The sequence below is a fragment of the Natrialba chahannaoensis JCM 10990 genome (assembly GCF_000337135.1).
GTDB classification, from domain to species: Archaea; Halobacteriota; Halobacteria; order Halobacteriales; family Natrialbaceae; genus Natrialba; species Natrialba chahannaoensis.
Window position 1 is genome coordinate 41,190 of record NZ_AOIN01000014.1, and the last position, 22,293, is coordinate 63,482.

Consider the following 22,293-nt stretch of genomic DNA (forward strand, 5'->3'; position numbering starts at 1 on the left):
TCGATTACGACGCGGACTCGAGTTCCTGTACTTTCTGATCGATTTGGTCGAGGTGCGGTCCCAGAAGCTGCTCGGTGGCCGTCCCGTCGCCGATCACCGCCGTTTCCACGTCGCGGTGGTCGTCTCGCTGCTCGCCAAGCGTTCCGAACAGGAGTGAGTCGCGGTCGGCGAGCAAGAGGCAGTCGATAGGCTCCCCCTGTACGGAGAGTGACTGCCACTCGTCGGTCGGTTCCCAGAGGGCAATCTTCGGCGCGTTCTCTCGGACGAGTTCTCGGACAACCGGATCAGTCGTGCCGAGATAGACATCGACCCCGCGACAGGAGGCGTCCATAACACGTGCGAAGCAGCCGGACTTGAGGAGCCGTGGCGACGTGAACACCGAGAACAGTTCCTCGTCGGCTCGTTCGAGGAGCGACTGGCTGTAGGCGACGATCCCCTCCCGTCCGGTGATCGAGCGGAAGCTGTCGTCCGGTGACGGTTCCGCTAGATACGTACCGAGGTCGGGATTAAGGACTGAGTGCAGCCAGGAAACACATAGATTCGGATGGCCACGGTAGGCAACTGTCCTTTCGTTGGGATCGAAGTCGACCAGTCCTGCCGCCGCCAGCGTTGGGAGTGTCGTGTGTTCGAGGCTTGCGAGAACCTGATCAGTATCCGGCCCGGATTCGGACATTGTCGTCTCGCCCGTGGGTTGCTCCCTCGTCGCGACGTCTCGTGCAAGCGTTTCGATGTGAATCGCCTGAAACGAGTGGTTGAGACAGGCGAGAACATTGCGGCGACGGGTGTCCGCGAGCGCATCGAACACCACATCGAGTGAGTCGGTGCGTGCCTCGTCTGGCGACTGAATTGTGTCGACGATCGCCGAATCACGATACGCAGAGTGATCAGCTCGCGCCACAGTCTGGTTCTCAGTGTCGTGATCGACCAATCCGGCGTCGGCGAGTTTCGGTAGGTGAACGTGATGGAGCGAGAGGCGCAGTTGCTCGACGGCTGCGTCCGAAACGGCTGCACGTGGTGTGTCAGCCTTTCTGGAGACGACCCGCGTTGCGCACGCAGACAGTGAGAGTGGATCTGGTGCATGCTCGTACAGCACCCCGAGCAGGTGGCGACGAGACTCGCAAGCGAGACAGGCAAAGAGCGCAGTCAGTGAGTTACCCTCGTCCCTGTTCGGTCCATATCCGTAATCCATCGACCGATGGTCTGTCGGCAACAGGCAAAAATCCTTGACCGCGTCCCAGCGACATAGTAACACCACCTCACGACAGCCTCGGTCACACTCACACAGGTGACCGTTGCCTGCCGAACACTCATCCCCGTCGAGTACGTGGCGTACCACCCATATGGGTTACAGCGAGGACTTCGTCAACGCCGTTCGTCGCAGCTTCATCCCACAGGTCCATTACCTGCTCCAGGGCAGTTTCGACGGCTACGCGGTCAGCCACACCTCCGCCGACGAGTACGCGCTCACCGCCCACTGCTCCGAAGAGACCATCGAGGAGATCCTCGACTCGCTCGGCTTCTCGCGCAATCCAATCGCGGCACTGAAGGTGCGCGCCGATGGCAACACCTCTGAGGGGTCGTGGGTTTGGCGACCCTCGCTGCTCTCGTCGTACCAGGTCCACGTCGTCCTCCACGAACTCGAGAACGAGGCCGGCGTCGACGTCTACGCCCACTGGGAGTGTTCGTGGATCCGGCATCCCTACAAACACTACGTCACGCGCGGCTACGACGCCGAAAAAGGCGTTACTCTCACCCGGCGCTGGCTCACGAACTACGAAGGCGAGGAACTCGAGGGGCACGGCATCGAGTTCGAAATCGACGACTCGCCGGCCCGCCAGGCGAGCGAGTATTTCTCGCTGTCGTACTACCAACTCGAGGAGGCGGTGGCTGGCGTCAGGTCGTGGTTGTCGCTCCTCGGTGCCGGTAGTGATGATAGCGACGACAGTGATAATGGTGATGGTGGTAGTGGTAGTGATGATGACGGCAATGACCACGAGTCCCTGACAATCGACCGTGACGGCGAACGCGACGGCGTCTCGCCGCGGATTGTCGATAGGTAACGTATCCCGCAGCCCAATCAACACAATTGTAATAGTGAGAGAGCTAACAGTAGAGCCGATGCTCGAGTGGATCGGCGGTCCAACAGGGCTCGTGGATCTCGCGCTACCACTTGTCGGAGTGCTTCTTGTGGTCGCGGGCAAGGTGTACGCGACGCCACACAGGAGCTGGCGGTACTTCGCGTGGGGCTTTGGCTTCTGGTTCACGTTCACGCTCGTTCTCAGGCTCGAAGAGGGAACGCTCGTCTCGATTCCGTCCGCCGTCGGGCTGACGGTGAGTGGCCTGCTCTGGCTCTGTCTGCTATAGTAGCCACTGCAAGTCAATGCACACCTGATTGCACGGCAGCTGTGCGATCAGTGTGTAAATAGTTGCAGTTGTTACTATAGGAAGTTTCGGGATGGCACTGGTAACGATCTGGCGGGATCGGCCGTCTCGGTGGCGACATCTCCGCTGAGAGAGAAGTAAGCGGCGTCTCCACGAGTGATTCGATTACCTACGGAGAGGGTTTTTCCGCGCTGACCGGACAAACCGTCAATTGTTGGCTCTGAGGATGGATAGCCGTATGCTGACGTAGAAATCGACAGTGAAGAGTATATAAGATATGTATTTGTGACTGTGGCAGAGAAATAAAGCATGGAAAAATACGCACAATCGGTCTGTTTAGGCATAGGTGCGCTGACAGCCGCTATCTTGGCGTTGCAGTCTCTGCCCGAAAACAGTGGTCCGTTCTTTGGGTTTGTATATGTGTCACTAGCTCTATGGGGACTTTCACTTATACACCCAGTAAAGACGCTGGTGATGGATACGTTCGACACCAATCCACGTTTGTAGCGAAGACGCAGACCCGGTTGTGTAGCGACAGCGACGCAGGAGATGGAAACGACTCGACTGCCCGTCTAGACACCGTTTCGGATCCGTTCCTCGGCTGCCTCTAGCGCGCGCTCGCGGTCGAATTCCTCAATAATTGCCCGCAGTTCGTCCTCGCTCGCCGTCGCAAGCTCCTCGGCGTGTACCGTCATATTCGGCACCGCTCGAATGATGTTGTCGACGATCGGAACCTCGGCGACCTGCGGCGAGCGCGAGAGCGGGTTCAGGTCGATCACGATCTCTGTCTTTTCCATCTCCTGCAGGGCCTCGGCACGGTCGCCGTCTTCGAGCGGGACGACCACTACGTCCGCCGCGTAGATGCCGTCGGCGTCGACTTTCGCCCGCTGATGGTCGAGGTTCGGGATACGAGCGTCCGCAGTCAGCCCCTTCACGTCCTCGGCACCGTGTTCGCGCAGGTGCTCGGCGATCGCCTCGATTCGTTCCGGCGTCCGGTTGAAGAGGTTTACCTCGAGATCAGCATCTACGGCGTCGGCCAGCGCGACCATCTCGCCAGGCACGAGCGCGGCGACGTTCCCGTTGATCGACAACACCGGCTGCTCGGCCAGCAAGAGGTGCGCTGCCGCCACCCGCTCTGCCGCGTCGGCGCTCGGAATCGTCTCCTCGCCCAGTAAGTAGTCGAACGCGCTGCCACGCCCCTCCGCGTGCATTCCCTGCAAGTGCGTAATCCCCTTCTCGACACCGTTCTCGATCCGGTGGCGGGTAATCAGATCCTGATATCTGGGATGATCCTCCGGTATCTCCTCCTCGTGTTGGACATCTGCCGAGACGGTGTCGTACTCGCTCACGATCGAGTACTCGAGTGCGTCGATAAAAAGGAGACCGATCTGCAAAAAACAGTGGCCGTACTCAGTTGTTCGGCACCGTGCTACAGTGCGATTACTCCGTGAACGTGATCCAGCCCTCTGGTGCTTCGGCTTTCACGTTGTTCATCGCTTCGCGGGCGTCCGTCCGAGACTCGTAGACCTGCGTGCTCTGGGCCATCGTCGAGCCGTACTCGTCGACGAGCCGCCAGACCCAGCCATCCTCGTTCTCGTCCTCTGCGGTGTGGAGTTCGAAGGAGACGCTGTCGATCTCGAGGATGCTCGCTGCGTCGATCAGTTCGCGGACGTTCTCGAGTGCCTCGCGAGCGGCCTCGCTCGATTCGTGTGATTCGGAGCCGGTGGCGACCGTGCGGCCGTCCTCGTCGATGAGCCGCCACTGCCAGCGGTCGTCCTCGTCGGCGACGAGTTCGAACGAGGCGACGTCGAAGTCGACGCGGCCAGCCATCGGTGCGAGCTGGCGAACGGTTTCGATCTCCTCGTGGAGTTCCTCGCGGCTCGCCGCCGTGTCGACGGCGCTTGCGAGAACGGTGCGCTCGCGGTCGACGAGATCCCAGGTCCAACCGTCGTCATTAGCGTCGGTGACGCGGATCGCGGCGTCTTCGATCGTGAAGATCGGTGCGTCGTCGGCGTGTGCCTTGAGGGTCTCGACGACCTCGAGTGCGGCGTCGCGTTCCACGCAGGTGTCAGTCGCGTCGGCAATCTCCTTGCGATCGCGGTCGAGGAGTCGGAAGCTCCAATCGCCGCTGCGGTAGAGCTGAATCGTGACGGTACCGATCGTGTAGTCCTGTGCGGATTCAGCTGCGTTGCGAACGGCGGGGATGGCATCGACGAGTTCGTCGCGTGTCGTGTAGGTGTCGCCAGCGACGGCGACTGTCTCACCGGTTGGCAGGACGAACCGCCAGTGCCAGTCTTCTGCTGCGTACGGCTGGAAGATCGCATCGTCCATCGTGCGCACGTCGGAGTCGAGGTGCTCGAGGAGCCGGTTCATCGCCTTGCGTGCGGCACCGCGGGTTGGGTGCGTCGACGGGTCTTCGGCAACGAGCTGACCGGCTTCGTCGATGAGCCGCCAGCCCCACTCGTCGTCCTCGTTGACGAAGAGTTCGAAGGCAGCAGTCTCGATTTCGAGCAGTTCGGCGTCCGGTGCCTGCTCCTTGAGCGTCATCATCGCTTCGGCTGCCTCGCCGCGGGAAGTGTGTTCTGCACCGCTGTCTGCGAGTACGTTGCCGTCCTCGTCGATGAGTCGCCAGCGCCACTCGCCGTCGTCGGCCTCGTAGACCTGGAAGGCAGCCTCCTCGAACTCGATGAGTTCGGCTTCACTTGCCTGCTCACGAACGCGCTCGATCGCCTCGGCCGCCGTCTCGGCATCGTAGTGAGGTTCGGTGCTTCCGGCGATCACGTCGCGGTCTTCGGTAACGAGCCGCCAGTGCCAGGAACGGCCGTCGTCTGCGCCGCCCTCGCCGCCGCTGTCTGCAGTCGCCGTCCCGCCGTCAGTCGAAACCATCTGCTGCTCGTCGGACGTTGCAGGTAGCGCGTCACCCTCGTCGTACGTCAGTTCCTCGCTGTCGGTCGGGTAGACCTCGTACTCTGCGTCCTCGATCTCGACGACATCGGCGTCGCGAGCGTGCTCCCCGAACGTGTCGGTTTCGTGGGTCGCGTCGGCCTCCGTTTCGACATCGCTCGGACTCTGAGCGACGACGTGTTCTGCCTCGTCGACCAGTCGCCAGCGCCACTGTTCGCCGGTCTGATAGCGTTCGTAGGTTGGTTCGCCGGCAACCGTCACCGACGCAGTCCCGAGTTCCGAAAGCAGTGCGTCCGCAGCTTCCTCTGCGTCCCGCCGAGCGTCGTACGCGTCGGTCGCAGCAGCGAGCGGCGAATCCTGGTTGTCGACGAAACGCCACGACCAGCCGTTTGCGCCGTTGTCGCCTGTCCGTTCGTAGAGTTCGGCACCAACGTGTTCGAGGTCGAGTACGCGTGCCTGATCGAACCGCTCGGCGAACGTTCGTGCGGCAGTCTCAGCGTTCCCCTGCGTGCCGTGACCGTTCGCACCCGAGGCCAGCGGCAGCCGCTCGTCGTCGACCAGTTGCCAGTGCCACTGGTCACGTTCTTCGGCGTACGTGAACGCTGCACCGTCGATTTCGATCACGTCGGCCTTCGGTCCGCGGTCCTTGAGGAAGCTCACGGACTCTTCGGCCCCATCGCGCTCGCTAAACTCGCCAGCACAGGTGCCGACGACGCTGCCGTCGTCCCGTGCGAGCGTCCACTGCCAGCTTCCGTCTCTGTCCTCGTAGAGCCGGAACGCGGAGGTAGTGAGTTCCATCAGCCCGGCCGAACTGATCTGGGACTGCACGCGTTCAATTCCCTCGGTTGCTTTCGGCCGGGTCACGGCACTCTCGTTGCTCGTCGCTAGCGCTTCGAGGTGGAGTACGTTCCACTTCCAGTCGCCGTTGTCGTCACGGAAAACGGCGAACTGGGCACCCTCCAGCGCGTCGCCGGTAAGAATCGGTGGATCCTCCGTGTCTCCTTCCTCCTCGACGAACATTCCCTTCCGGCCGGTCAGGACGGGAACGAGCGCGGTGACACCTGCGATGATACCGACACCAATCGTGTAGACGAGGATGACATGAACGCTGTAGTCCGTGCCGAGCTCTCGCCAGTTGTACGGATACGCCCACGCGAAGAACGCAACGCCGCCAAACGAAATCAGCAGTCCCAGCGCACTCACCTGAATTCCCCGTTTCCGAACTGGAAGCATGAGCACGATCCCGAACAGACAGAGTGCGAGTCCTGTCCCGGCGATGACGCCGGTCATTCTGATCAGTCCGTACGTATCCGCGTCACCTGCATATCCGACGACGAAGGTAAACACGGCCGCCGCAGCGATGACGTAGCCGACAATAAACAGCCAGTAGCCGTAGACGTCTTTCGTCGAGTCAGGTTCGCCGACGTAGCGTTCGTACAGCCGGTACAGTTTGTGGTGAACGTCACTTGGTGAAGACATTCGAAATGTGAACGGAGAACTGCAACCCACCATAATAAACCTCCGGCCATCTGGCAATGTGGGAATATGTAAGAATTATTTTGGGAGGCCGATAACGGTTTCAACTTTGATTTTTAGACGTGGGGCAGTGTTCGGACGGGAGTGGCGGCTAAACAGGCGTCTGTGAAACGAATGGGCTGCTTGAAGCGATACCAGCCTGCCTTGCCGTCGAACCTATCTGTGTTGTGACTATCGTAGTACCTAAAAATAAGACAGCAAACCAGTCCGCTACCCGAGAAATAGACCGGAATAAATGAGACAGAGAACAGAGAAAGGTCGACAAGACTGTGGACGAGTAACCTAACCCACGCCGACTAACTACCGCAACAGCGCACCCGCGGGATGCGTTGCACAGACAGATGGCTCGTAGCCTGCATCCGAGAGCCCGGTTCCGAGGGCGAACACCGTCTCGCCGAGCATCGCCATCGACGCCTGTCCGTTGACGTCCGTCACGTCACCGATCGTGTGTGCGACCTGCTCCGTTACCAGTTCAGCCTCACGCGCGAACAGGCGAGAAGCGTACATGAACGACAACAGCGTCGGCTCCTCAACGACGCGCGAGAGCGCCTCCGTCCCTGCAGCCGTCAACTGCTCCGTATCACCCGCGAGCACGTCGGCTGTCGACAGTTCACCGAACGAAACGTACTCGACACGGGCTCGCGCCGGAATCGCATCGAGTTTGTTCTCCTGTGGCCCGCCTGGCTCGAGTCGAATTGGAATCCCGCCACAGTCCTGCGCAACGACATCGCCGAGTCCCGTCTCGGCTTGCACTTCTGCACCGTGGGCGATCGTGACGAGTTCGTTCCGAGACAGTTTACAGCCAAACACACGATTCGCAGCGAGCGCCGTTCCGAGCGCCATCGCACCCGAAATGCCGAACCCTGCCCCGAGTGGCAGATCCGACTCCGCCTCGACGCGGGCGACCACGTCGAGCGTCTCGAGGACGATGTTGACCGGTTCGATTTCGATCATTTCCCCGTCGAGAATGACGATCGACTCCGAGGCTTCCTCGGCTACCGGTTCGACTGTTACCGTTACGCCGTCGGTCAGCGTTAGCCCTGCCCCCCGCGATCCTGCCATCGTCGGATCGTCGGCCGGATGAGCGCTGAAAAAGCCCGTGATGTGCCCTGGTACGAACGCCGTCGCCTCCTCGCGCATTGGCGACCCTTGCGACTCGGACAGTATAACGTTGCGGATTCCAGCCACTACAACCGCCGCTGCCGGCGTTTTGTCGTTCGTATCACACTTCCCGCTCTCGACTGGGCGGGGTACTCGAGATGGTCGCGCTGACGAGTACGGACTCGATGCGCCGAAGCGTCTGTCCGACGGCGCTCGCCGAACAGCCAAGTTCCGATGCGATATCGCTGTAGGTCGCCTCCCGAGGGACCTCGTAGTACCCACACTCGTACGCCGTGTGCAACACCTCCTGCTGGTGGGCGGTGAGGTCGTGACACTGTAGAGTCGACAGTGGGTCGTAACTCGTTACGTTCTCGACCGTCAACGCCGCGAGGTCGTGGGTCTCGTAGACGAGTTGCTGAACATCCGCCATCGGTCCAGCGACCGTCACTCGTAGCGACGAACGGTCGGGGTCGACAAATCGCATTGGATACTCGACGATCACGCCGTAGCTTCGATGTGGTTCGAGAATTTCCCGATTGAACGCCGTCGGCTGGTACCGAAGCTGCACCATCGTCACGTCAGACGTAACGATCAACTCCCTGTCGTGTAACCGCGGCAATGCCGGATCGAAGCTCTCACGAACCTGCGAGGGCGCACCCGCCACCTCGAGAAACACTGTGAACGTCCCATCCGCGAGCACGTCGATGTCATGGATTGCCTCCAGCGTCACCCCACGGTCCCGGCACCGCGTTTCCGTCGGATCGAAGTACCCATCTTGGGGAGTGACAACATATGTCACTCGTTTCATACAACCTTCGAACATAACCATTGGCAAAAGAATTTCGATGATCAATATTTCACGACGACTATCGAAACCAGATGGTTGTTCTCCCAATTATTCCAACCCGAATATAAATAAATTCGTTTATGAAGAATTGGTGTTTTGTGGGTGTTGCACAATGTCATGGTTGGGCTATGTCACCACCCAACAGCCACAATGCGAACGAGAGTGGACCGACCGAGTGGGAACCCGGACAGGAACCGATCGACGCCACAACGGCCACATCGGAACGACCGGCCTCTGATGTCAACTTGAGTTCGAACTCGAACTCGAACTCAAACCCAAACCCGGACCCACACTCGAACTCCCACTCAACGACGACACCATCATCCTCGACAACCCGGCGATCCATCCTCGCCGTAACCGGCGCAACCGTCGCCGGGCTGGCAGGCACGGCTGCCGCCTCAACCTCCGCTGCTGCGCTCTGCAGCGACATCGACACCATCGAAATCGACGACCGCTTCTTCGGTTGGTGTGCTGACGGTACCCTCCCCGTCGCCGACGAAGTCTACGTCTTCATCCACGGCTGGTTCGGTGACTCCACCGCACAGATCCAGGCCGAAAGCGTCCTCAACACCATCGAAGACAGTGGCTACGAACCTGACGACGCCGTCGTACTCGAGTGGCCCGCGAGCACGCTCAACTACTTCGGTGCCGAGTCGGATACCGAAGACGTAGGCGAGGTCGCCGCGGAGCTCGCCGAGGAGTTTTACGACGACGGCGGCGGCAACCTGCGATTCGTCGGACACTCGCTCGGCGGGCGGTGTGTCCTCTGGACGGCAGCGAAACTGAGTTCTGGCTACGAACTCGAGACGGTCGCGCCGCTCGGTGCTGCGGCCGACGGCTCGGAGGTGTGTGGTGAGCCGTGGAACGACGGACTCGAGAACGCCTGCGAGGTTCGCAACTACCATTCGGAGAACGATTCGACGGTCGGCGCTGCGTACGGCGGCTTCTTCGATACCGCGCTCGGGAACGAAGGAGCGGACTGTGATCCAGCGTCGAACTACACGGATGTCGACGTGACGGACGACGTGAGCAGCCATATGGACTTCCTCGGAAATGAGGCGGTCGGTGTGGATATCGCGGATGCGATTCTGGACGGCAACTGTGGCGCTGACAATGGCGATGACGACGATGATGACGGCGGCTGGTGGTGACTACGTCGTCAAACACACTCATCGCTAGCGAGTCGGAACTGCATCGAGAAATGGAGCCACGCCCCTCACTACAGGAGGGTCGTTGTACCGGTTACGGGCTCAGTCGCTGACGATCTCGCAAGACGTTGCTCGCTGACGCTCGCAACGACTTGCTAGCTCTCAACGTCTTCGTCTACGGACTCAGACGTTGACGATCCCGCGGGAACACGGTCGGAGCAAAGCTCCTCCCTGCTCCCGATCGGCGGTCAGCGGCAATCCCTACGGGTTCAGCCGCTGACGGTCTCTCGGGAATAGCGCGGGACCACAGGTCCCGCGAACACCCACGCGACCGTTACGGCGAAAGCCGTTGCCGGTCGCGTGGGAACAACACAGCCTCTCGGATGTTATCCAGTCCGAGAATCGTCATGATCAGGCGCTCGCCACCCAGGCCGAAGCCGGCGTGGGGAGGCATGCCGTACTTGAACATCTTCGTGTAGTACTCGAACTGGTCGGGGTCGAGACCCTGCTGTTCGAAGCCGTCGATCAGGTGCTCGTGGCGGTGCTCACGCTGGCCACCTGAAACGAGCTCCATCCGCGGGTGCATCAGGTCGAAGCCGGTCGAGAGCTGTTCGTCGTCGTCGTGGTCCTTGATGTAGAACGGCTTGATCTCGCTCGGCCAATCCGTAATGAAGTAGTGGCCGCCGACATCGTCACCGAGTGCCTTCTCGCCCTCGGTCGGCAGGTCGTCGCCCCAGACGAGCTGCTCGTCGAGTTCGCCCGTCGCGTTGATGCGCTCGATGGCTTCCTCGTAGCTGAGCCGCGGGAAGTCGCCCTCGGGAACCTCGAACTCGTCTTCGAGACCGAGCGCCTCGAGTTCCTCGCTGCAGTTCTCGGTGACTGCTTCATAGGCTGCCTTGACGATACCCTCGGCGACATCCATGGCGTCGTTCTGGTCGCAGAACGCGCCCTCGAAGTCGATCGAGGTTGCCTCGTTCAGGTGGCGTGGCGTGTTGTGCTCCTCGGCGCGGAAGATCGGGCCGATCTCGAAGACGCGCTCGACGTTGGAGCCCGCAATGAGCTGCTTGAACAGCTGTGGGGACTGGTTCATGAACGCCTCCTCGCCGAAGTAGGTGATCGGGAAGAGCTCCGTGCCGCCCTCGGTACCCGTCGCGACGATTTTCGGCGTGTTGATCTCGGTACAGTAGAACTCGCGGAACTGCTCGCGGACCGCGCGCAGGATTTCGGCGCGGATCTCGAAGACCGCCTGGACCTCGTCTTTGCGCAGGTCGAGGGTGCGGTTGTCGAGACGGGTCGACAGGTCGGCGTCGACCTTGCCCGATGGGTCGAGTGGCAGTTCAGGGTCGGCAGCGGAGATGACGTCGACCGATTCGGGGGTGACCTCGACGCCCGTCGGGGCGCGGGGCTCCTCCTCGACGGTTCCGGTGACGCTCACGACGCTCTCGCGGGAGACACCGAGACCGGTCTCGACGAGTTCGTCGTCCATCTCGTCCTTCTCGAACTTGACCTGAATCTTTCCAGTTGCGTCTCGGAGAATCAGGAAGGCGATCCCGCCGAGGTCACGGATCTCGTGCACCCAGCCGGCGACGGTCGCGTCGTCGCCCGGCTCGGCGTCGGCAGTGTAGGTTCTGTCCTGCATACCACCCGATTCCCGTCGCCGCAACTTAAGCGCAATCGTTCTGGATCGGCGGTCGTAATCTCAGGTAGGCGGAACGGAAGAGCAGAGTAGTACGGCGTGACCGACGCCTGTGTCCGCTTGAATTTCGAAACGTTGCGTGTAAGGACCGATTTGGTAGCTTCGGTTGCCGTGGCAGCGAGCATTGTGTCGGCTGCGCCGATCGACTGGTGGCTGTTGCAGTCGCCGGTGCTCAGTGACCGCTTGGCAAGAGCCCTCGAACCCATACGCGGCACATCGTCGCGTCCGGTTTCTCTGTCGTGAAACGCTCCAGGCACCGCCTACCGCTCGTGGACGGTCATCGGCACCTCGTGCTTCGGTCGGGAAGTGATCGTCGCCCGCAGATCAAGTTCGGTCCCTGGAACGAGCTCGAGGTGATAGTTCTGGTAGATGGTCGCGAGGGTAAGCCGCGCCTCGAGCATCGCAAAGCGGTCGCCGATGCATCGTCGCGGCCCTGCGGCGAACGGGAAGTACGCTAGTCTTGGGAGGTCGTTCTCTAGGTCGTCGGTCCAGCGCTCGGGCCGAAAGGAGAGCGGGTCGTCGTACCACCGCGGATCGCGGTGGACGACCCACTGGTGCATCCAGACCGTCGCACCAGGTTGAATCTCGTAGCCGCCGATGATGTCTGGCTTGACTGGTTCGCGGACGATGCCCGGCACCGGCGGGTACAGCCGCATCGATTCTTTGACCACCTGCTCGGTGTACGTGAGGTCGTCGAGATCTGCTATCGTCGGCGTCTCGCCACCGAGCACGTCGTCAAGTTCCTCGACTAGCGCCCGCTCGACGGCTGGGTTCGTCGAGAGAAGGTACGCCGCAAACGTCAGCGCGAGCGCCGTCGTCTCGTGGCCCGCGAACAGCAGCGTCACGACCTCGTCTCGGATTTGCTCATCTGAGAGCGTATTCCCCTCCTCGTCGGTCACCTCGAGTAGCTTCGAAATGACGTCCTGATCAGTTGGGTTCGCCCGCCGCTCCTCGATCAGTTGATAGACGAGAGAGTCAAGCGACTCCCGGGCCCACTGAATTCGGCGTCGCGAGGGCGTAGGAATCTGCTGTGGAAGCACGAGGTGCGAGAGGGTTTCAGTTGCCAACATGAACTCGTCGAACGCCGCACCGACGGTGTCGACGGAGTCGTCGATGTCGACGCCAAAGAGTGCACGGGCGACGATTTTCAGCGTCACCTCCATCATATCTTCGTGGATCAGCCGCGTCTGTCCGTCCGCCCACGTCTCGAGTAGGTCTTCGGTGAAGCCAATCATCATCGGCGCGTGCCCCTCGATGCGGTTGGAACTGAACGCGGGCTGGATGAGGTGGCGGTTGCGCCGCCAGACCGCGCCTTCGCTGTTCAGGATGCCGTTCCCCATCACTGGTCCCAGCATAGTCTGGAAGTGATCGCCTTTGATGTAGTGCTGGTTGTTCTGGACGAGAACCTGCTCGATGTACTCCGGGTGGTTGAGCTGGTAGACCGGGCCGGTCGGCTCCTCCCAGTACGCGATATCTCCGTACTCGCGGGCCGTCCGTGTCATGAACGCGTACGGCTCACGAAGAAGCGCAAGCTGGTTCCCGACAAGCGGTAGCCCATCCGGGCCGGACGGTTTCTCGTCGGTCACTGGTGGTGTGTCGCTGCTCATCCGTGTGGTGACCGACGTGGCCGACACGCTCCGTCTGACCCCGTGCATCCCCATGGTGTTTAAGTCAGGACAGATACAGTAACAACTGAAACTGGTTGGGCACCGATTGCACTGTCCGCGATTCTCGTTCGCCCGTCCGCACCGAACCGCGCTGTCTTCGTGCGGTCGGGTACGCACTGACTGTTAGTTGCCCTTATAACACTCGACAGTTCGACGATCCGTTCAAGCGGACGCGAGCGGTCAGCGAATTGCAGCGCACAACGAAGCCCAACCAGTTTTTGCCACCGATCGATTGTGGTCTGGTATGTCCTCTCTCGAGCACCTGGCATCCAGCGTCGACGACGCGGAGACAGCGGTCGCGTTCACTGGTGCCGGCATCTCCGCGCCCTCTGGCGTCCCCACCTTCCGCGGCGACGACGGCGTCTGGGACGCGTTCGACGAAGGGCAGTTCACCTACGGCCGATTCCAGCGCGATCCCGCGGGCTTCTGGGTGGACCGCGTCGACCTCTACCGAACGATGTTCGACGGGGAGTACGAGCCCAACGCGGCACACGACGTGCTTGCCGAGTTTGCTCGCGACGATGTGCTGGAGTCCGTCCTCACACAGAACACGGATGGGTTACACGCGAAGGCAGCGACTCGAACGAACAGCGTCGGCGAGACCGGTGAAACCGAAACCGATGCTAACGAGTTCACAACCCACGAGTCGATCCTCGAACTGCACGGCAACGCGAGGCGGGTTCGCTGTACCGACTGCGGGACTCGCGCGGCTAGTGATCCGATCGTCGAACGAGCCGAGGACGGTGAACTCCCGCCCCGCTGCGAGTGTGGTGGCATCTACAAACCGGACGTAGTGCTGTTCGGCGAACGGCTTCCGAAGACAGTCCTCCAGCGCGCCAGGTCGCTCGCCCGCGAGAGCGATGTCTTTCTCGCCATCGGCTCCTCGCTGGTCGTCGAGCCTGCCGCTTCACTCCCCCGAATAGCCGCTTCTAACGGGGCGACAGTGGGTATCGTCAATCTCGAGTCGACGCCGGTCGACAGCGTGGCGGATGTCTGTCTGCGCGACGATGTGACGACGGCGTTGCCACGGCTCCAGGAGCTGGTCGATTCGGCAGCGTCGGCGTGACGTGCAGGCAAAATGGACAGTGTACGTCTACGAAGAACAGGCCGGATTCAGGCGTCGTTGGCCGCCTCGACCGTCTCACGAACCGCGTCGACGCTCTCGTCGTGTGCGAGGTCGCCGACGACGATCACGTCGGCGTACTGGGCCATCGAGTACGCCGAATCGTAGTCGTGGATGCCACCGCCGTAGAACAGCGTCGCGTCATCGACTGCACCGCTTGCAGCGTCGACGATGCCCTCGTCGCCGAGCATACCTGAGTACTCGACGTAGACGATTTCCTGGCCGAACATTCGCTCTGCAATCTCAGCATAGGCCGCCACGTCGTCGGCGTCCAAATCGCAATCAGCCTCGGTGTAGGTCGCCACGTCGGCGTCAGGGTTCATCACGATGTAGGCCTCCGTCGCGGTTCGGTCCCAGTCCAGGCCGTTGTCGATTCGGACCCACTCCTTGTGCGCGCCAGTGATCCAGAACGGCGAGCCAGCGTTGAAGACGGTCGGGATAAGGTAGCCCTCCAGTGCCCGGTTGTCGATGACGACATCGGGGCTCGATGGTTCCTGGTAAAGCGGCACGTCGTGTTCGGCACAGGCCTCCACGACGGCTTCCATGTTCTCCTCGGTGATCCCCATCGTGCCGCCGACTTCGATTGCGTCGGTGCCCGTGGCACAGAGATCACCGTAGGTGATCCCGTCAGGTAACTCCTTGTCAGGGTCTATCTTGAGAATATGGTCCCACTCCTCCCAGGGCGTCTCGGTAGTCATACCGCCTCGTTTCCCGAGGGGTGAGAAAAACGCTACGAAACGAACCATCTCTGATAGCATCACCAGTACCGATTTGCAGCGCTTCGTGGCTGCCAGCCGCCACTCGTGCCCTCACTCCGCGATCCAGACCATCTCCTGTGTTGCCGTCTCGAGTGAATTTAACTCAAAGTCACCGAACACCTCCCACGAGGCAAACGGCGAGAGGCGAAAGAGCAACTCGAACTCAGCTTTCGAAACGAGCGACAGGTCGTAGCTGCTGTCGACGACCAGTGACTCGTTTGCGTCGAGAACCTCTGTTCGGATGCGAACGCGCTGTTCGACAGTGTCGACAACGGTGGATCTGGTTCGGTAGGTGTAGCGCTCGCCGTTGACTTCGAGCTCCTGCGCTCGCCACTCGCCGTAGTGCTCGGCGACAAACACCGGATCGGGAACGAACGCGTTGAGCGCCAGTCGGCCGTCGGGACCGAGCGCACTGTAGAAGGACTCGAGTACCGCCAGCCTCTCATCGACCGTCTGCAGGAACAGGAACGTCCGGAAAGGGACGATGATGAGCGCGTACTCGCGGCCGGGTTCGGGATCGAACGTGCGCATGTCTGCCTGTCGAACATCGACCGCCAGGTCGTCCTGTGCGGCTTTGTCGCGGAGGTGTTCCAGCGAGTCCGCAGAGACATCAATGCCCGTGACATCGACGCCAGCCCGACGGAGTTCGAGATAGATCCGGCCGGTGCCACAGCCGACCTCGAGGACGGGGCCGTCGCACTCGAGTGCGAGGTCACGGTAGAACTCGATGTCGTCCTGCTGGTGGTGTACTTCATCGTAAAAGGGTGCGATGCTATCAAACAAGTCGGCAGTGGTCATACCAGAACGAGGGAGATTACTGATAAATATGTATGTGGGCTTTGTAAACAAGAACCAATCATTGCGTCTCCGAAATGGAGATGGACTCGATTGTCAGGCTGGAAGTGGTGGCCACGTCGGGGCCATCGTTTCTTGAATGAGCTGGGTCTGGGCACGTCGAAGTCGTTCGGAAACCGAGGATGCGGAGATATCCAGTTCTGCGGCGATTGCTTCTAACGACGTGCGACGAGGAATGTCGAAATAGCCCAGTTCGTAGGCCGTTCGGAGCGCCTCATATTGCGGGTCAGTCAACCCATTACCAGGTGATTCAGGCTCACAGTTCCGAGTGAGACGGTGCAATCGGAATCCAGTGTCAGTGTGACGCTGCCAAAAGGCTGCAAACGAAGTAAACGCGTCTCGGTCGGCGAACCAACCAGTCTGTCGCCATCCACCTGGTTCGACCTCGATCCGTTCGATAATGGCGTCTGCTGTAGCAAGGGCTTTGAGTTCCGAAAGATCGGTAATCTGCTCACCGAGTTGTTCTTCCAGACTCAATCCTGGCGTTACCTGATACCGATGGGTATCCCCCGCGCGCCCGATCAGAGTCCACGGTCCCACATCGACCGCGTCGGTGAAGGCGTTCTCGATTGCCGTCTGTGAGCCGCCGGTCGTGGTGACGAGAAATAGCGGTCGCTCGCCATGAGTGAACTGGAGGTCGAGGATGACCGTCGCGTCGGGGACCTCTTCCACGACACCGACAAGCGGAAGCGCGTCACACTGAATCTCGAATTCAGCGACAAGACTCATAGCATATCCTCTCGATTCGTGTGGCTGCAACCGACGAAAGTATTGTCAAACCAGACGGACCAACGGACGCCGTCTTTTAAATAGCCGTCTCACTGAGAGTGTGGCTTAGTCGACGTGCCCTCGAACAGCGTGATAGATGCAGCGACCACAACCTGAAGTTAGCAGAGAGACGGCCTGTGAACAACACGACGGGAGCCAACCACTTCTCTATCTCCACGGAGGGATGGCTCCACAGGAGTACTGGGATCCAGTGATTCCACATGTTAGCGAACACGACGCCATCGTCCCCCAGCGACCGGGCTTTGGTACCTGTCTCGACGATCCGACGACGACGAGTGCCGATGAGGTGCTAGAGCGTGAAATCGAGTACGTACAAGCACTCATCGAGAATATCGACGGGAATCCAGTTCTGTTCGGTCACTCCTTCGGTGGCCTTACCGCAATCGAAGCCGCGAGGGTCGTAGATGTCGACGCAGTCGTCGCCTACGAACCAGCGATCCTTCCCGACGGGTTCCGAGAGCAGGCCGACCTCGCGGAACGCATGGCGACACTCCTCAAGGAAGGCGAGCGCGAAGAAGCAGTGAAACGGTACATCGAGCAGGTCCTACACCCGGAAGGGATCGACGACCTCGACGCGTGGCTTTCGGAGTGGCCAGTCTGGCCAGACTGTGTTGGACTGGCCGAAGAGGTTCTCCGGATGAACCGCGCCGTCGAGCAGTACCGGCTGCCGGATCAGTTCGATATCGGTGCCCCAGCACTCGTTCTAACCGGTACTGACGGGCCGGATTTCCTCCGCGAAAGCGCTCGTTCGGTCCATGAGGCGCTTCCACATAGCCGCTTCGTCGAGTTCGATGGGGTTGGCCACGGCGGTCCCGCAGAAGCACCAGAACGAATCGCACCAGCAGTCAAATCCTTCCTTCAGCAGAAACGATGAAATGATGGTACGATAGCACGATAGAGAAACGGCGACAGCAGTTTATACGCTGGGACGACCGCAGAACCCACCTATATGCCCTGACTCATCAGGTGACTACGCAGCACGTCTGCCTCCTTGTTCCCCGTTCCCGTATTCAGGATAACGATCGTCTCGTCGCCGTCGAACTCGCCGCGCTCTGCGAGCGCCCACGCACCGCTCGCCGCCGCCGCGCAGGTCGGAGCCATCTCGATACCCTCGTGCTGGGCCACCTGAATCGCCGCATCGAGAATCTCGGTGTCATCCGTCGCCACCGCACCACCGTCGCTCTCGCGCAGCGCCTCGAGTACCCACGGACTCGCGCCGGGGTCCGGGATCTCGATACCACCGCAGATGGTGTCCGGCGTCTCGACCGGTTCGTGGACATCCTTCCCCTCATCGAAGGCGTCAACGATCGGCGCACAGCCCGCCGACTGAGCCGCGTAGAAGCCCGGCAGCTCGTCGGTGAGCCCGAGGTCAACGAACTCCTGTGCCGCCTTGTACATCCCGACCAGTCCAACGCCGCCGCCGGTCGGATAACAGATCGCGTCCGGAACTTCCCACTCGAGTTGCTCGATGAGTTCGTAGAACATCGTCTTCTTGCCCTCGTGGCGGTAGGGTGTGACGAACGTCTGGAGCGGGTACCATTCGTCGTGTTCTGCGAGGCCTTCCTCGAAGGCTGCGCCGGCGTCGTCGATCCGACCGCCGACGACGTTCATGTCGCCGCCGTGGACGTTGACCATCGCCTTGTTAGTAAAGCCAGAGCGCGCGGGGAGGTAGACGTTCGACTCGAGACCGGCACGGCCGGCGTAGGCGGCAGCGGACTGGCCGGCGTTGCCAGCGGAGGCGAGGGCGACCTCGCTCGCGCCGTGGCGCAGCGCGGCCGTGACGGCGAGCGTCTGTCCACGGTCCTTGAAGGTGCCCGTCGGGTTCCGACCTTCGTCTTTGATCAGGACGCGCTCGACGCCCATCTCCTCGGCCAGTTTGGGACACTCGACGAGCGGGGTCGCGCCTTCGTCCATCGTGACGGCGGAGTCACGGGTGAACGGCAACAGTTCCTCGTAGCGCCACATCGAGTCGAACGATCGCGATTCGAGCGTCTCGCGGTCGAGTTCCGCACCGATCGCGTCGTAGTCGTAGGTCGGATCGAGAATGCCGTCACAGTCGGGACAACGATGCGTCACCTCGTCGGCATCGAACGTGCCGCCGCAGTCGTAGCACTCGAGTCCGGTGAAGGCGCTGGTGGTTTCGACCGGGGATTCAGTCTGTGTTTCTGTCGCCGCGATTGGCTCCGCATCCGACAGTGACTCCGACTCTGGGTCCTGTTCCGAGTCCGGGTCCGCCTCGTTGGTCATACGCGGGCGTTCGCTGTGTAGACCTATAGTAGCCACTAAACCGGGCGAGCTTCGGACGCTCGGCTGGTCGGGTGTCCGAGCGACCGGTCGTGCGGGCGTTCGTCGGATGAACGAGCAGGAACGGTGAACCGAACAGGAACACTCTCACTGTGGAGTTGGTCTTGAGAAGGTGTCATTGGTTCGAAAATCGAGGGCTGTATTCAGTGGGGAGGATCAACTAGGCAGAACTCGGAACACGACCCTTAATACCCAATATTCGAGACCCGAAACTCAGTATTCAAGACACAGTACTCGATACAGACACTCGGGACTCAGTAGTCAGGAGTTACAACTGCAAACCGAAAACCGGCCACCCGCAATCGTCGAACAGTAAACAGATGTCGACAGGATCGTCTGCGGGTCGTTCAGTTGTCGCCGGCTTTCGACTGCCACTCGTACTCACGGCGCTTGGCGGACTTGCCAAAGCCGCAGGACGAGCAGACCTTCTTCTTCGTGTGGTAGGACTTCTCTCCGCAGCGACGACACTTGGTGTGGGTCGTCTTGTTCTTCTTTCCTTGGCTCGGGGTTCCTGCACCAGTCATGGAGTGATCGAAACGACGTTATCGCCGCGTATAATGGTTGTGTCTTCGACCGGCTCCGCTGCTGTCGATTCTGTCTCGGTCGCGTCGTCGCTGTCGCCGCCGTCCGCGGCGACCTCGAGGACGAGGTTCATGTGCTGGTCGTAGCCAGCGAGTTCGCCGGCGAACTCGTCGCCACTTTTGAGTCGTACCGTCACGCGTTCGCCGAGCGACGCCTCGAGGACGTCTAGCGGTCGTCCACTCATACGAAAGACCGCAGTTGATGGACACTTAATCGTACCGGTCCAGCGTCCGTATGTGTGCGGTCCGCTCACGCTGGCCCCAAGGCACCTCATGTCTCGCCGGCCTCTGCGTCACCGCACGCTCCACCCATTTCGGGTACCTCATGCAAACCGATAAGTGCTCACTCGTTGACTCCCACGCTATGGGTGACATCAAGTTCACAATCATCGAGTTGCACGTCGACGGCGAACAGGTCGGACCGCGATCGATCGGCTCTCTCCTCCCGTTCGGGACCGCCACAGACGACGAACAGGCTGAACTCGCCGAAGCCGCACAGGAAGAAGAGGATGTACTCGAGTCCGATGCCGACGCCGACACTGAGACTGACGGTGACGACTCCAGTTCAAGTCTCGTCGGCGCGCTCATCGCACTCGCGTTACTCGTCGCTACGGGCGTCGCCGTGAAGAAGTATCGCGGTGGCGACGAGGACGAACCGGAGTACGAACCTGAAACCGAACCCGACATCGTCGTCGACTGAGTCGTGTGGTAACTCGGTGGGCGTGGGCACTGAATCGAACTCCCCCGATCCAATTACGGCAGTCGAGTCAGCCGATCCATCCCACCGCAGCCGAACGTTTTTGCGCCTCCCGGTCGTACTGACCTTCGTGAATCTCTATCGTAGCGCCCGGACCGTCGCCGGCGCATCCGGGACCGGTGACGACGCGATTGACTGGCAGTCCGCGGCCGACGCTGCGAAGGCAGCGACCGAGCCTGGCTCACTCGCACTCGAGTCCGGCGAGCGCGAGGGCTATGCGCGTGACGTTCGCGACGCTCGCGCGGCTGTCCGGTCGGTCGCCGACATGGAGTTCGACGTGCCGGAGACGATCGAGATCCAGAACCGCCACCACTGGATCGATGCCAACGTCGCCACCTTCGAGCGCGTGATGGGCACGCTCGAGACCCACACCGAGACGTTCCCGGGAATCGCCCGCACGATCAATACGGGCACCATGACGGTTCTCCTCGCGTTTCTCGGCCGCAACGTGCTGGGACAGTACGATCCGCTCTTGCTCGCCGAGCGACCGGCAGACGACCACGCGCTGTACTTCGTCCGGCCGAATATCCGCAACGCAGCGGAGGTACTCGACGTTGACCCAGATCGGTTCCGTCGCTGGATCGCGTTCCACGAGGTGACCCATGCCGCCGAGTTCGGCGCTGCACCGTGGCTTTCGGGCCATCTCGAGGACCGGATGGAGTCGGGAATCGCCGCCCTCTCTGACGGCTCGTTCGACCGGAATGCGTTCCGCGATCTGGATGCCGCGATGACTGTCGTCGAGGGCTATGCTGAGTTACTGATGGACCATGCCTTCGACGACGAGTACGAGGATCTACGCCGGAAACTCGACGCACGCCGGCAGGGTCGTGGCCCGCTACAGAAGCTCTTCCGGCGGCTACTCGGGCTCGGACTCAAACAGCGCCAGTACGAGCGCGGCAAGGAGTTCTTCGAGCACGTCATCGCCAGTCGCGACCTCGAGACGGCGAGTCTGGTCTGGGAACAGCCAGAAAATCTGCCGACGCACGACGAACTCGATTCGCCGGGGCTGTGGATTCGGCGGGTCGAGCGCTGAGCTCACTGGTCTGTCTTCACTGCCTTCACATCCTTCGCTGCCTTCGCTGGCTCCACATCCGGCAGATTTGCCGTCCGATCTGCGCTAGCTCACGATCCACTGCAGATACCAGAGCAACGCGCCGCCCGCGACCAGAAAGCCGAGCGTCGAGAGTGCGACCATCTGGAGTGATGCGCCACCTTGCAGCGCCATCGTGCCACCCGAGAATCCGACCAGCAGCACGAAGGCGAGCCCGAGTCGCCGGAGCTGTTGCTTGTTTCCGTGCGCTGCCTGTCGCCGTGGGTCACGTCGCCCGCTCATACCTCGTCGTCGGTACTCACATGCACCGAACCAAATACCCATTCACTTTCGTCCGTGGTGTGCCCTGCTTTCGCTTCCTCTTCCGCATCACTTTCACTTTTACCCTCCCCCTTACGCTCCCCGTACCCCGCCGAAAGCCGAATCAGCGTCCCACTTCACCGAGTCCGAAATTCGGGACGCTCGCCGCTACTCGAGTCCGTCCATGCCATCGTCACCTCGTCTCCGAACGTCGCACAACCCCGATCACCGTGCTCGGCGACCGTGAGATTCGAACTCTCGACGGCCTAGTCTTCGGTCGTCTCGGTCTGTTCCTGCAGCGCATCCGCGACCGTCTCGTAACCGAACAGGCGCTCGCTGACCTGAGATTTACCGTCGGCTTGCTCTCGGAAGAACGGCTCGAGAGGCTCTCTTTCGAATACATCGGGGTCATCGCGGATGACGGTCACTGCGCTGTCACTCATGTGGCAGTTGGTCGGATGAGACACCGGACGAAGTCACAGGTGAATCAGAAC

General features: G+C 61.1%; 22 protein-coding genes. 7 read left to right on the forward strand and 15 right to left on the reverse strand.

Translation table 11 applies throughout. The features are described 5' to 3' along the window. Positions 1-4 precede the first annotated feature (4 nt). Positions 5-1,189 carry a DUF7344 domain-containing protein gene (locus C482_RS01910; protein WP_006165658.1) on the reverse strand — a complete coding sequence of 395 codons (1,185 nt, stop codon included), beginning with the start codon at positions 1,187-1,189 and terminating at the stop codon, positions 5-7. Between the two features lie 151 nt (positions 1,190-1,340). On the opposite strand from C482_RS01910, the gene C482_RS01915 reads away from it, so the two are divergent. Next, entirely contained in the window at positions 1,341-2,060 is a 720-nt protein-coding gene (locus tag C482_RS01915; protein ID WP_006165660.1) for a hypothetical protein, read from the forward strand. A 58-nt stretch (positions 2,061-2,118) separates the two neighbouring features. Continuing rightward, on the forward strand, positions 2,119-2,364 hold the full coding sequence (locus C482_RS22155) for a hypothetical protein (RefSeq protein ID WP_006165661.1): 246 nt from the start codon (positions 2,119-2,121) through the stop codon (positions 2,362-2,364). Positions 2,365-2,954: 590 nt separating this feature from the next. Here C482_RS22155 and C482_RS01925 read toward each other — a convergent pair. The 4 genes from C482_RS01925 to C482_RS01940 form a co-directional block, all read right to left on the reverse strand. Continuing rightward, complete coding sequence (locus tag C482_RS01925) at positions 2,955-3,731, reverse strand: 4-phosphopantoate--beta-alanine ligase (RefSeq protein ID WP_049896394.1); 777 nt, start codon at positions 3,729-3,731, stop codon at positions 2,955-2,957. Positions 3,732-3,822: 91 nt separating this feature from the next. Beyond that, the gene (locus C482_RS01930) at positions 3,823-6,765 is read right to left on the reverse strand and encodes a DUF1508 domain-containing protein (protein ID WP_006165664.1); all 2,943 of its coding nucleotides are present in this window, start codon (positions 6,763-6,765) and stop codon (positions 3,823-3,825) included. A gap of 357 nt (positions 6,766-7,122) precedes the next feature. Next, positions 7,123-7,962: a pantoate kinase gene (locus tag C482_RS01935; protein WP_006165665.1), complete on the reverse strand. Its 840-nt coding sequence runs from the start codon at positions 7,960-7,962 to the stop codon at positions 7,123-7,125. A gap of 82 nt (positions 7,963-8,044) precedes the next feature. After that, positions 8,045-8,731 carry a helix-turn-helix domain-containing protein gene (locus C482_RS01940; protein ID WP_241431862.1) on the reverse strand — a complete coding sequence of 229 codons (687 nt, stop codon included), beginning with the start codon at positions 8,729-8,731 and terminating at the stop codon, positions 8,045-8,047. Positions 8,732-8,898: 167 nt separating this feature from the next. Between C482_RS01940 and C482_RS01945 the strand changes: the two genes are divergently transcribed. Further along, positions 8,899-9,921, forward strand: a complete 1,023-nt coding sequence (locus C482_RS01945; protein WP_006165668.1) for an alpha/beta hydrolase family protein — start codon at positions 8,899-8,901, stop codon at positions 9,919-9,921. A gap of 331 nt (positions 9,922-10,252) precedes the next feature. Here C482_RS01945 and aspS read toward each other — a convergent pair whose 3' ends face one another. Further along, positions 10,253-11,557, reverse strand: a complete 1,305-nt coding sequence (aspS, locus tag C482_RS01950) for an aspartate--tRNA(Asn) ligase (protein WP_006165669.1) — start codon at positions 11,555-11,557, stop codon at positions 10,253-10,255. A gap of 317 nt (positions 11,558-11,874) precedes the next feature. Then, positions 11,875-13,221 (reverse strand): cytochrome P450, encoded by a 1,347-nt coding sequence (locus C482_RS01955; protein ID WP_006165671.1) that lies wholly within the window; start codon positions 13,219-13,221, stop codon positions 11,875-11,877. A gap of 304 nt (positions 13,222-13,525) precedes the next feature. Here C482_RS01955 and C482_RS01960 point away from each other — a divergent pair, with 304 nt between their 5' ends. Then, positions 13,526-14,347 carry an SIR2 family NAD-dependent protein deacylase gene (locus C482_RS01960; protein ID WP_006165673.1) on the forward strand — a complete coding sequence of 274 codons (822 nt, stop codon included), beginning with the start codon at positions 13,526-13,528 and terminating at the stop codon, positions 14,345-14,347. A 47-nt stretch (positions 14,348-14,394) separates the two neighbouring features. On the opposite strand, the gene C482_RS01965 is transcribed toward C482_RS01960, so the two are convergent. The 3 genes from C482_RS01965 to C482_RS01975 form a co-directional block, all read right to left on the reverse strand. Beyond that, positions 14,395-15,102 (reverse strand): phosphoglycerol geranylgeranyltransferase, encoded by a 708-nt coding sequence (locus C482_RS01965; RefSeq protein WP_006165675.1) that lies wholly within the window; start codon positions 15,100-15,102, stop codon positions 14,395-14,397. A 111-nt stretch (positions 15,103-15,213) separates the two neighbouring features. Next, entirely contained in the window at positions 15,214-15,960 is a 747-nt protein-coding gene (locus C482_RS01970) for a class I SAM-dependent methyltransferase (protein WP_006165677.1), read from the reverse strand. 93 nt (positions 15,961-16,053) lie between these two features. Next, positions 16,054-16,746 carry a helix-turn-helix domain-containing protein gene (locus C482_RS01975; RefSeq protein ID WP_006165679.1) on the reverse strand — a complete coding sequence of 231 codons (693 nt, stop codon included), beginning with the start codon at positions 16,744-16,746 and terminating at the stop codon, positions 16,054-16,056. 136 nt (positions 16,747-16,882) lie between these two features. Between C482_RS01975 and C482_RS01980 the strand changes: the two genes are divergently transcribed. Then, the gene (locus C482_RS01980) at positions 16,883-17,680 is read left to right on the forward strand and encodes an alpha/beta fold hydrolase (protein ID WP_049896389.1); all 798 of its coding nucleotides are present in this window, start codon (positions 16,883-16,885) and stop codon (positions 17,678-17,680) included. Between the two features lie 71 nt (positions 17,681-17,751). On the opposite strand, the gene C482_RS01985 is transcribed toward C482_RS01980, so the two are convergent. The 3 genes from C482_RS01985 to C482_RS01995 all read right to left on the reverse strand — a co-directional run bounded on the left by C482_RS01985 (position 17,752) and on the right by C482_RS01995 (position 19,876). After that, positions 17,752-19,053 carry a threonine synthase gene (locus C482_RS01985; RefSeq protein WP_006165682.1) on the reverse strand — a complete coding sequence of 434 codons (1,302 nt, stop codon included), beginning with the start codon at positions 19,051-19,053 and terminating at the stop codon, positions 17,752-17,754. 404 nt (positions 19,054-19,457) lie between these two features. Then, the gene (locus tag C482_RS01990) at positions 19,458-19,634 is read right to left on the reverse strand and encodes a 50S ribosomal protein L37e (RefSeq protein ID WP_004216919.1); all 177 of its coding nucleotides are present in this window, start codon (positions 19,632-19,634) and stop codon (positions 19,458-19,460) included. After that, complete coding sequence (locus tag C482_RS01995) at positions 19,631-19,876, reverse strand: LSM domain-containing protein (RefSeq protein ID WP_006165684.1); 246 nt, start codon at positions 19,874-19,876, stop codon at positions 19,631-19,633. The genes C482_RS01990 and C482_RS01995 overlap by 4 nt, the downstream gene beginning before the upstream one ends. Positions 19,877-20,055: 179 nt before the next feature. Here C482_RS01995 and C482_RS02000 point away from each other — a divergent pair, with 179 nt between their 5' ends. Continuing rightward, the gene (locus C482_RS02000; RefSeq protein WP_006165686.1) at positions 20,056-20,391 is read left to right on the forward strand and encodes a hypothetical protein; all 336 of its coding nucleotides are present in this window, start codon (positions 20,056-20,058) and stop codon (positions 20,389-20,391) included. A gap of 127 nt (positions 20,392-20,518) precedes the next feature. Further along, positions 20,519-21,481 (forward strand): zinc-dependent metalloprotease, encoded by a 963-nt coding sequence (locus C482_RS02005; protein ID WP_006165688.1) that lies wholly within the window; start codon positions 20,519-20,521, stop codon positions 21,479-21,481. Between the two features lie 84 nt (positions 21,482-21,565). Here the strand turns inward: C482_RS02005 and C482_RS02010 are convergent, their stop codons facing one another. Both C482_RS02010 and C482_RS22160 read right to left on the reverse strand, forming a co-directional pair. Further along, the gene (locus C482_RS02010) at positions 21,566-21,781 is read right to left on the reverse strand and encodes a hypothetical protein (RefSeq protein WP_006165689.1); all 216 of its coding nucleotides are present in this window, start codon (positions 21,779-21,781) and stop codon (positions 21,566-21,568) included. 284 nt (positions 21,782-22,065) lie between these two features. Next, positions 22,066-22,242, reverse strand: a complete 177-nt coding sequence (locus tag C482_RS22160; protein ID WP_006165691.1) for a hypothetical protein — start codon at positions 22,240-22,242, stop codon at positions 22,066-22,068. Positions 22,243-22,293: the final 51 nt, after the last annotated feature.

Coding starts and splice junctions, on each gene's coding strand:
- C482_RS01935 (WP_006165665.1), bottom strand. CDS start 7,962: ATGCGCGAGGAGGCGACGGCGTTCGTACCAGGGCACATCACGGGCTTT.
- C482_RS01980 (WP_049896389.1), top strand. CDS start 16,883: ATGCAGCGACCACAACCTGAAGTTAGCAGAGAGACGGCCTGTGAACAA.
- C482_RS22155 (WP_006165661.1), top strand. CDS start 2,119: ATGCTCGAGTGGATCGGCGGTCCAACAGGGCTCGTGGATCTCGCGCTA.
- C482_RS01945 (WP_006165668.1), top strand. CDS start 8,899: ATGTCACCACCCAACAGCCACAATGCGAACGAGAGTGGACCGACCGAG.
- C482_RS01930 (WP_006165664.1), bottom strand. CDS start 6,765: ATGTCTTCACCAAGTGACGTTCACCACAAACTGTACCGGCTGTACGAA.
- C482_RS01970 (WP_006165677.1), bottom strand. CDS start 15,960: ATGACCACTGCCGACTTGTTTGATAGCATCGCACCCTTTTACGATGAA.
- C482_RS01990 (WP_004216919.1), bottom strand. CDS start 19,634: ATGACTGGTGCAGGAACCCCGAGCCAAGGAAAGAAGAACAAGACGACC.
- C482_RS01995 (WP_006165684.1), bottom strand. CDS start 19,876: ATGAGTGGACGACCGCTAGACGTCCTCGAGGCGTCGCTCGGCGAACGC.
- C482_RS01910 (WP_006165658.1), bottom strand. CDS start 1,189: ATGGATTACGGATATGGACCGAACAGGGACGAGGGTAACTCACTGACT.
- C482_RS02000 (WP_006165686.1), top strand. CDS start 20,056: ATGGGTGACATCAAGTTCACAATCATCGAGTTGCACGTCGACGGCGAA.
- C482_RS01985 (WP_006165682.1), bottom strand. CDS start 19,053: ATGACCAACGAGGCGGACCCGGACTCGGAACAGGACCCAGAGTCGGAG.
- C482_RS01975 (WP_006165679.1), bottom strand. CDS start 16,746: ATGAGTCTTGTCGCTGAATTCGAGATTCAGTGTGACGCGCTTCCGCTT.
- C482_RS02010 (WP_006165689.1), bottom strand. CDS start 21,781: ATGAGCGGGCGACGTGACCCACGGCGACAGGCAGCGCACGGAAACAAG.
- C482_RS01965 (WP_006165675.1), bottom strand. CDS start 15,102: ATGACTACCGAGACGCCCTGGGAGGAGTGGGACCATATTCTCAAGATA.
- C482_RS01915 (WP_006165660.1), top strand. CDS start 1,341: ATGGGTTACAGCGAGGACTTCGTCAACGCCGTTCGTCGCAGCTTCATC.
- C482_RS22160 (WP_006165691.1), bottom strand. CDS start 22,242: ATGAGTGACAGCGCAGTGACCGTCATCCGCGATGACCCCGATGTATTC.
- C482_RS01955 (WP_006165671.1), bottom strand. CDS start 13,221: ATGAGCAGCGACACACCACCAGTGACCGACGAGAAACCGTCCGGCCCG.
- C482_RS01940 (WP_241431862.1), bottom strand. CDS start 8,731: ATGAAACGAGTGACATATGTTGTCACTCCCCAAGATGGGTACTTCGAT.
- C482_RS01960 (WP_006165673.1), top strand. CDS start 13,526: ATGTCCTCTCTCGAGCACCTGGCATCCAGCGTCGACGACGCGGAGACA.
- aspS (WP_006165669.1), bottom strand. CDS start 11,557: ATGCAGGACAGAACCTACACTGCCGACGCCGAGCCGGGCGACGACGCG.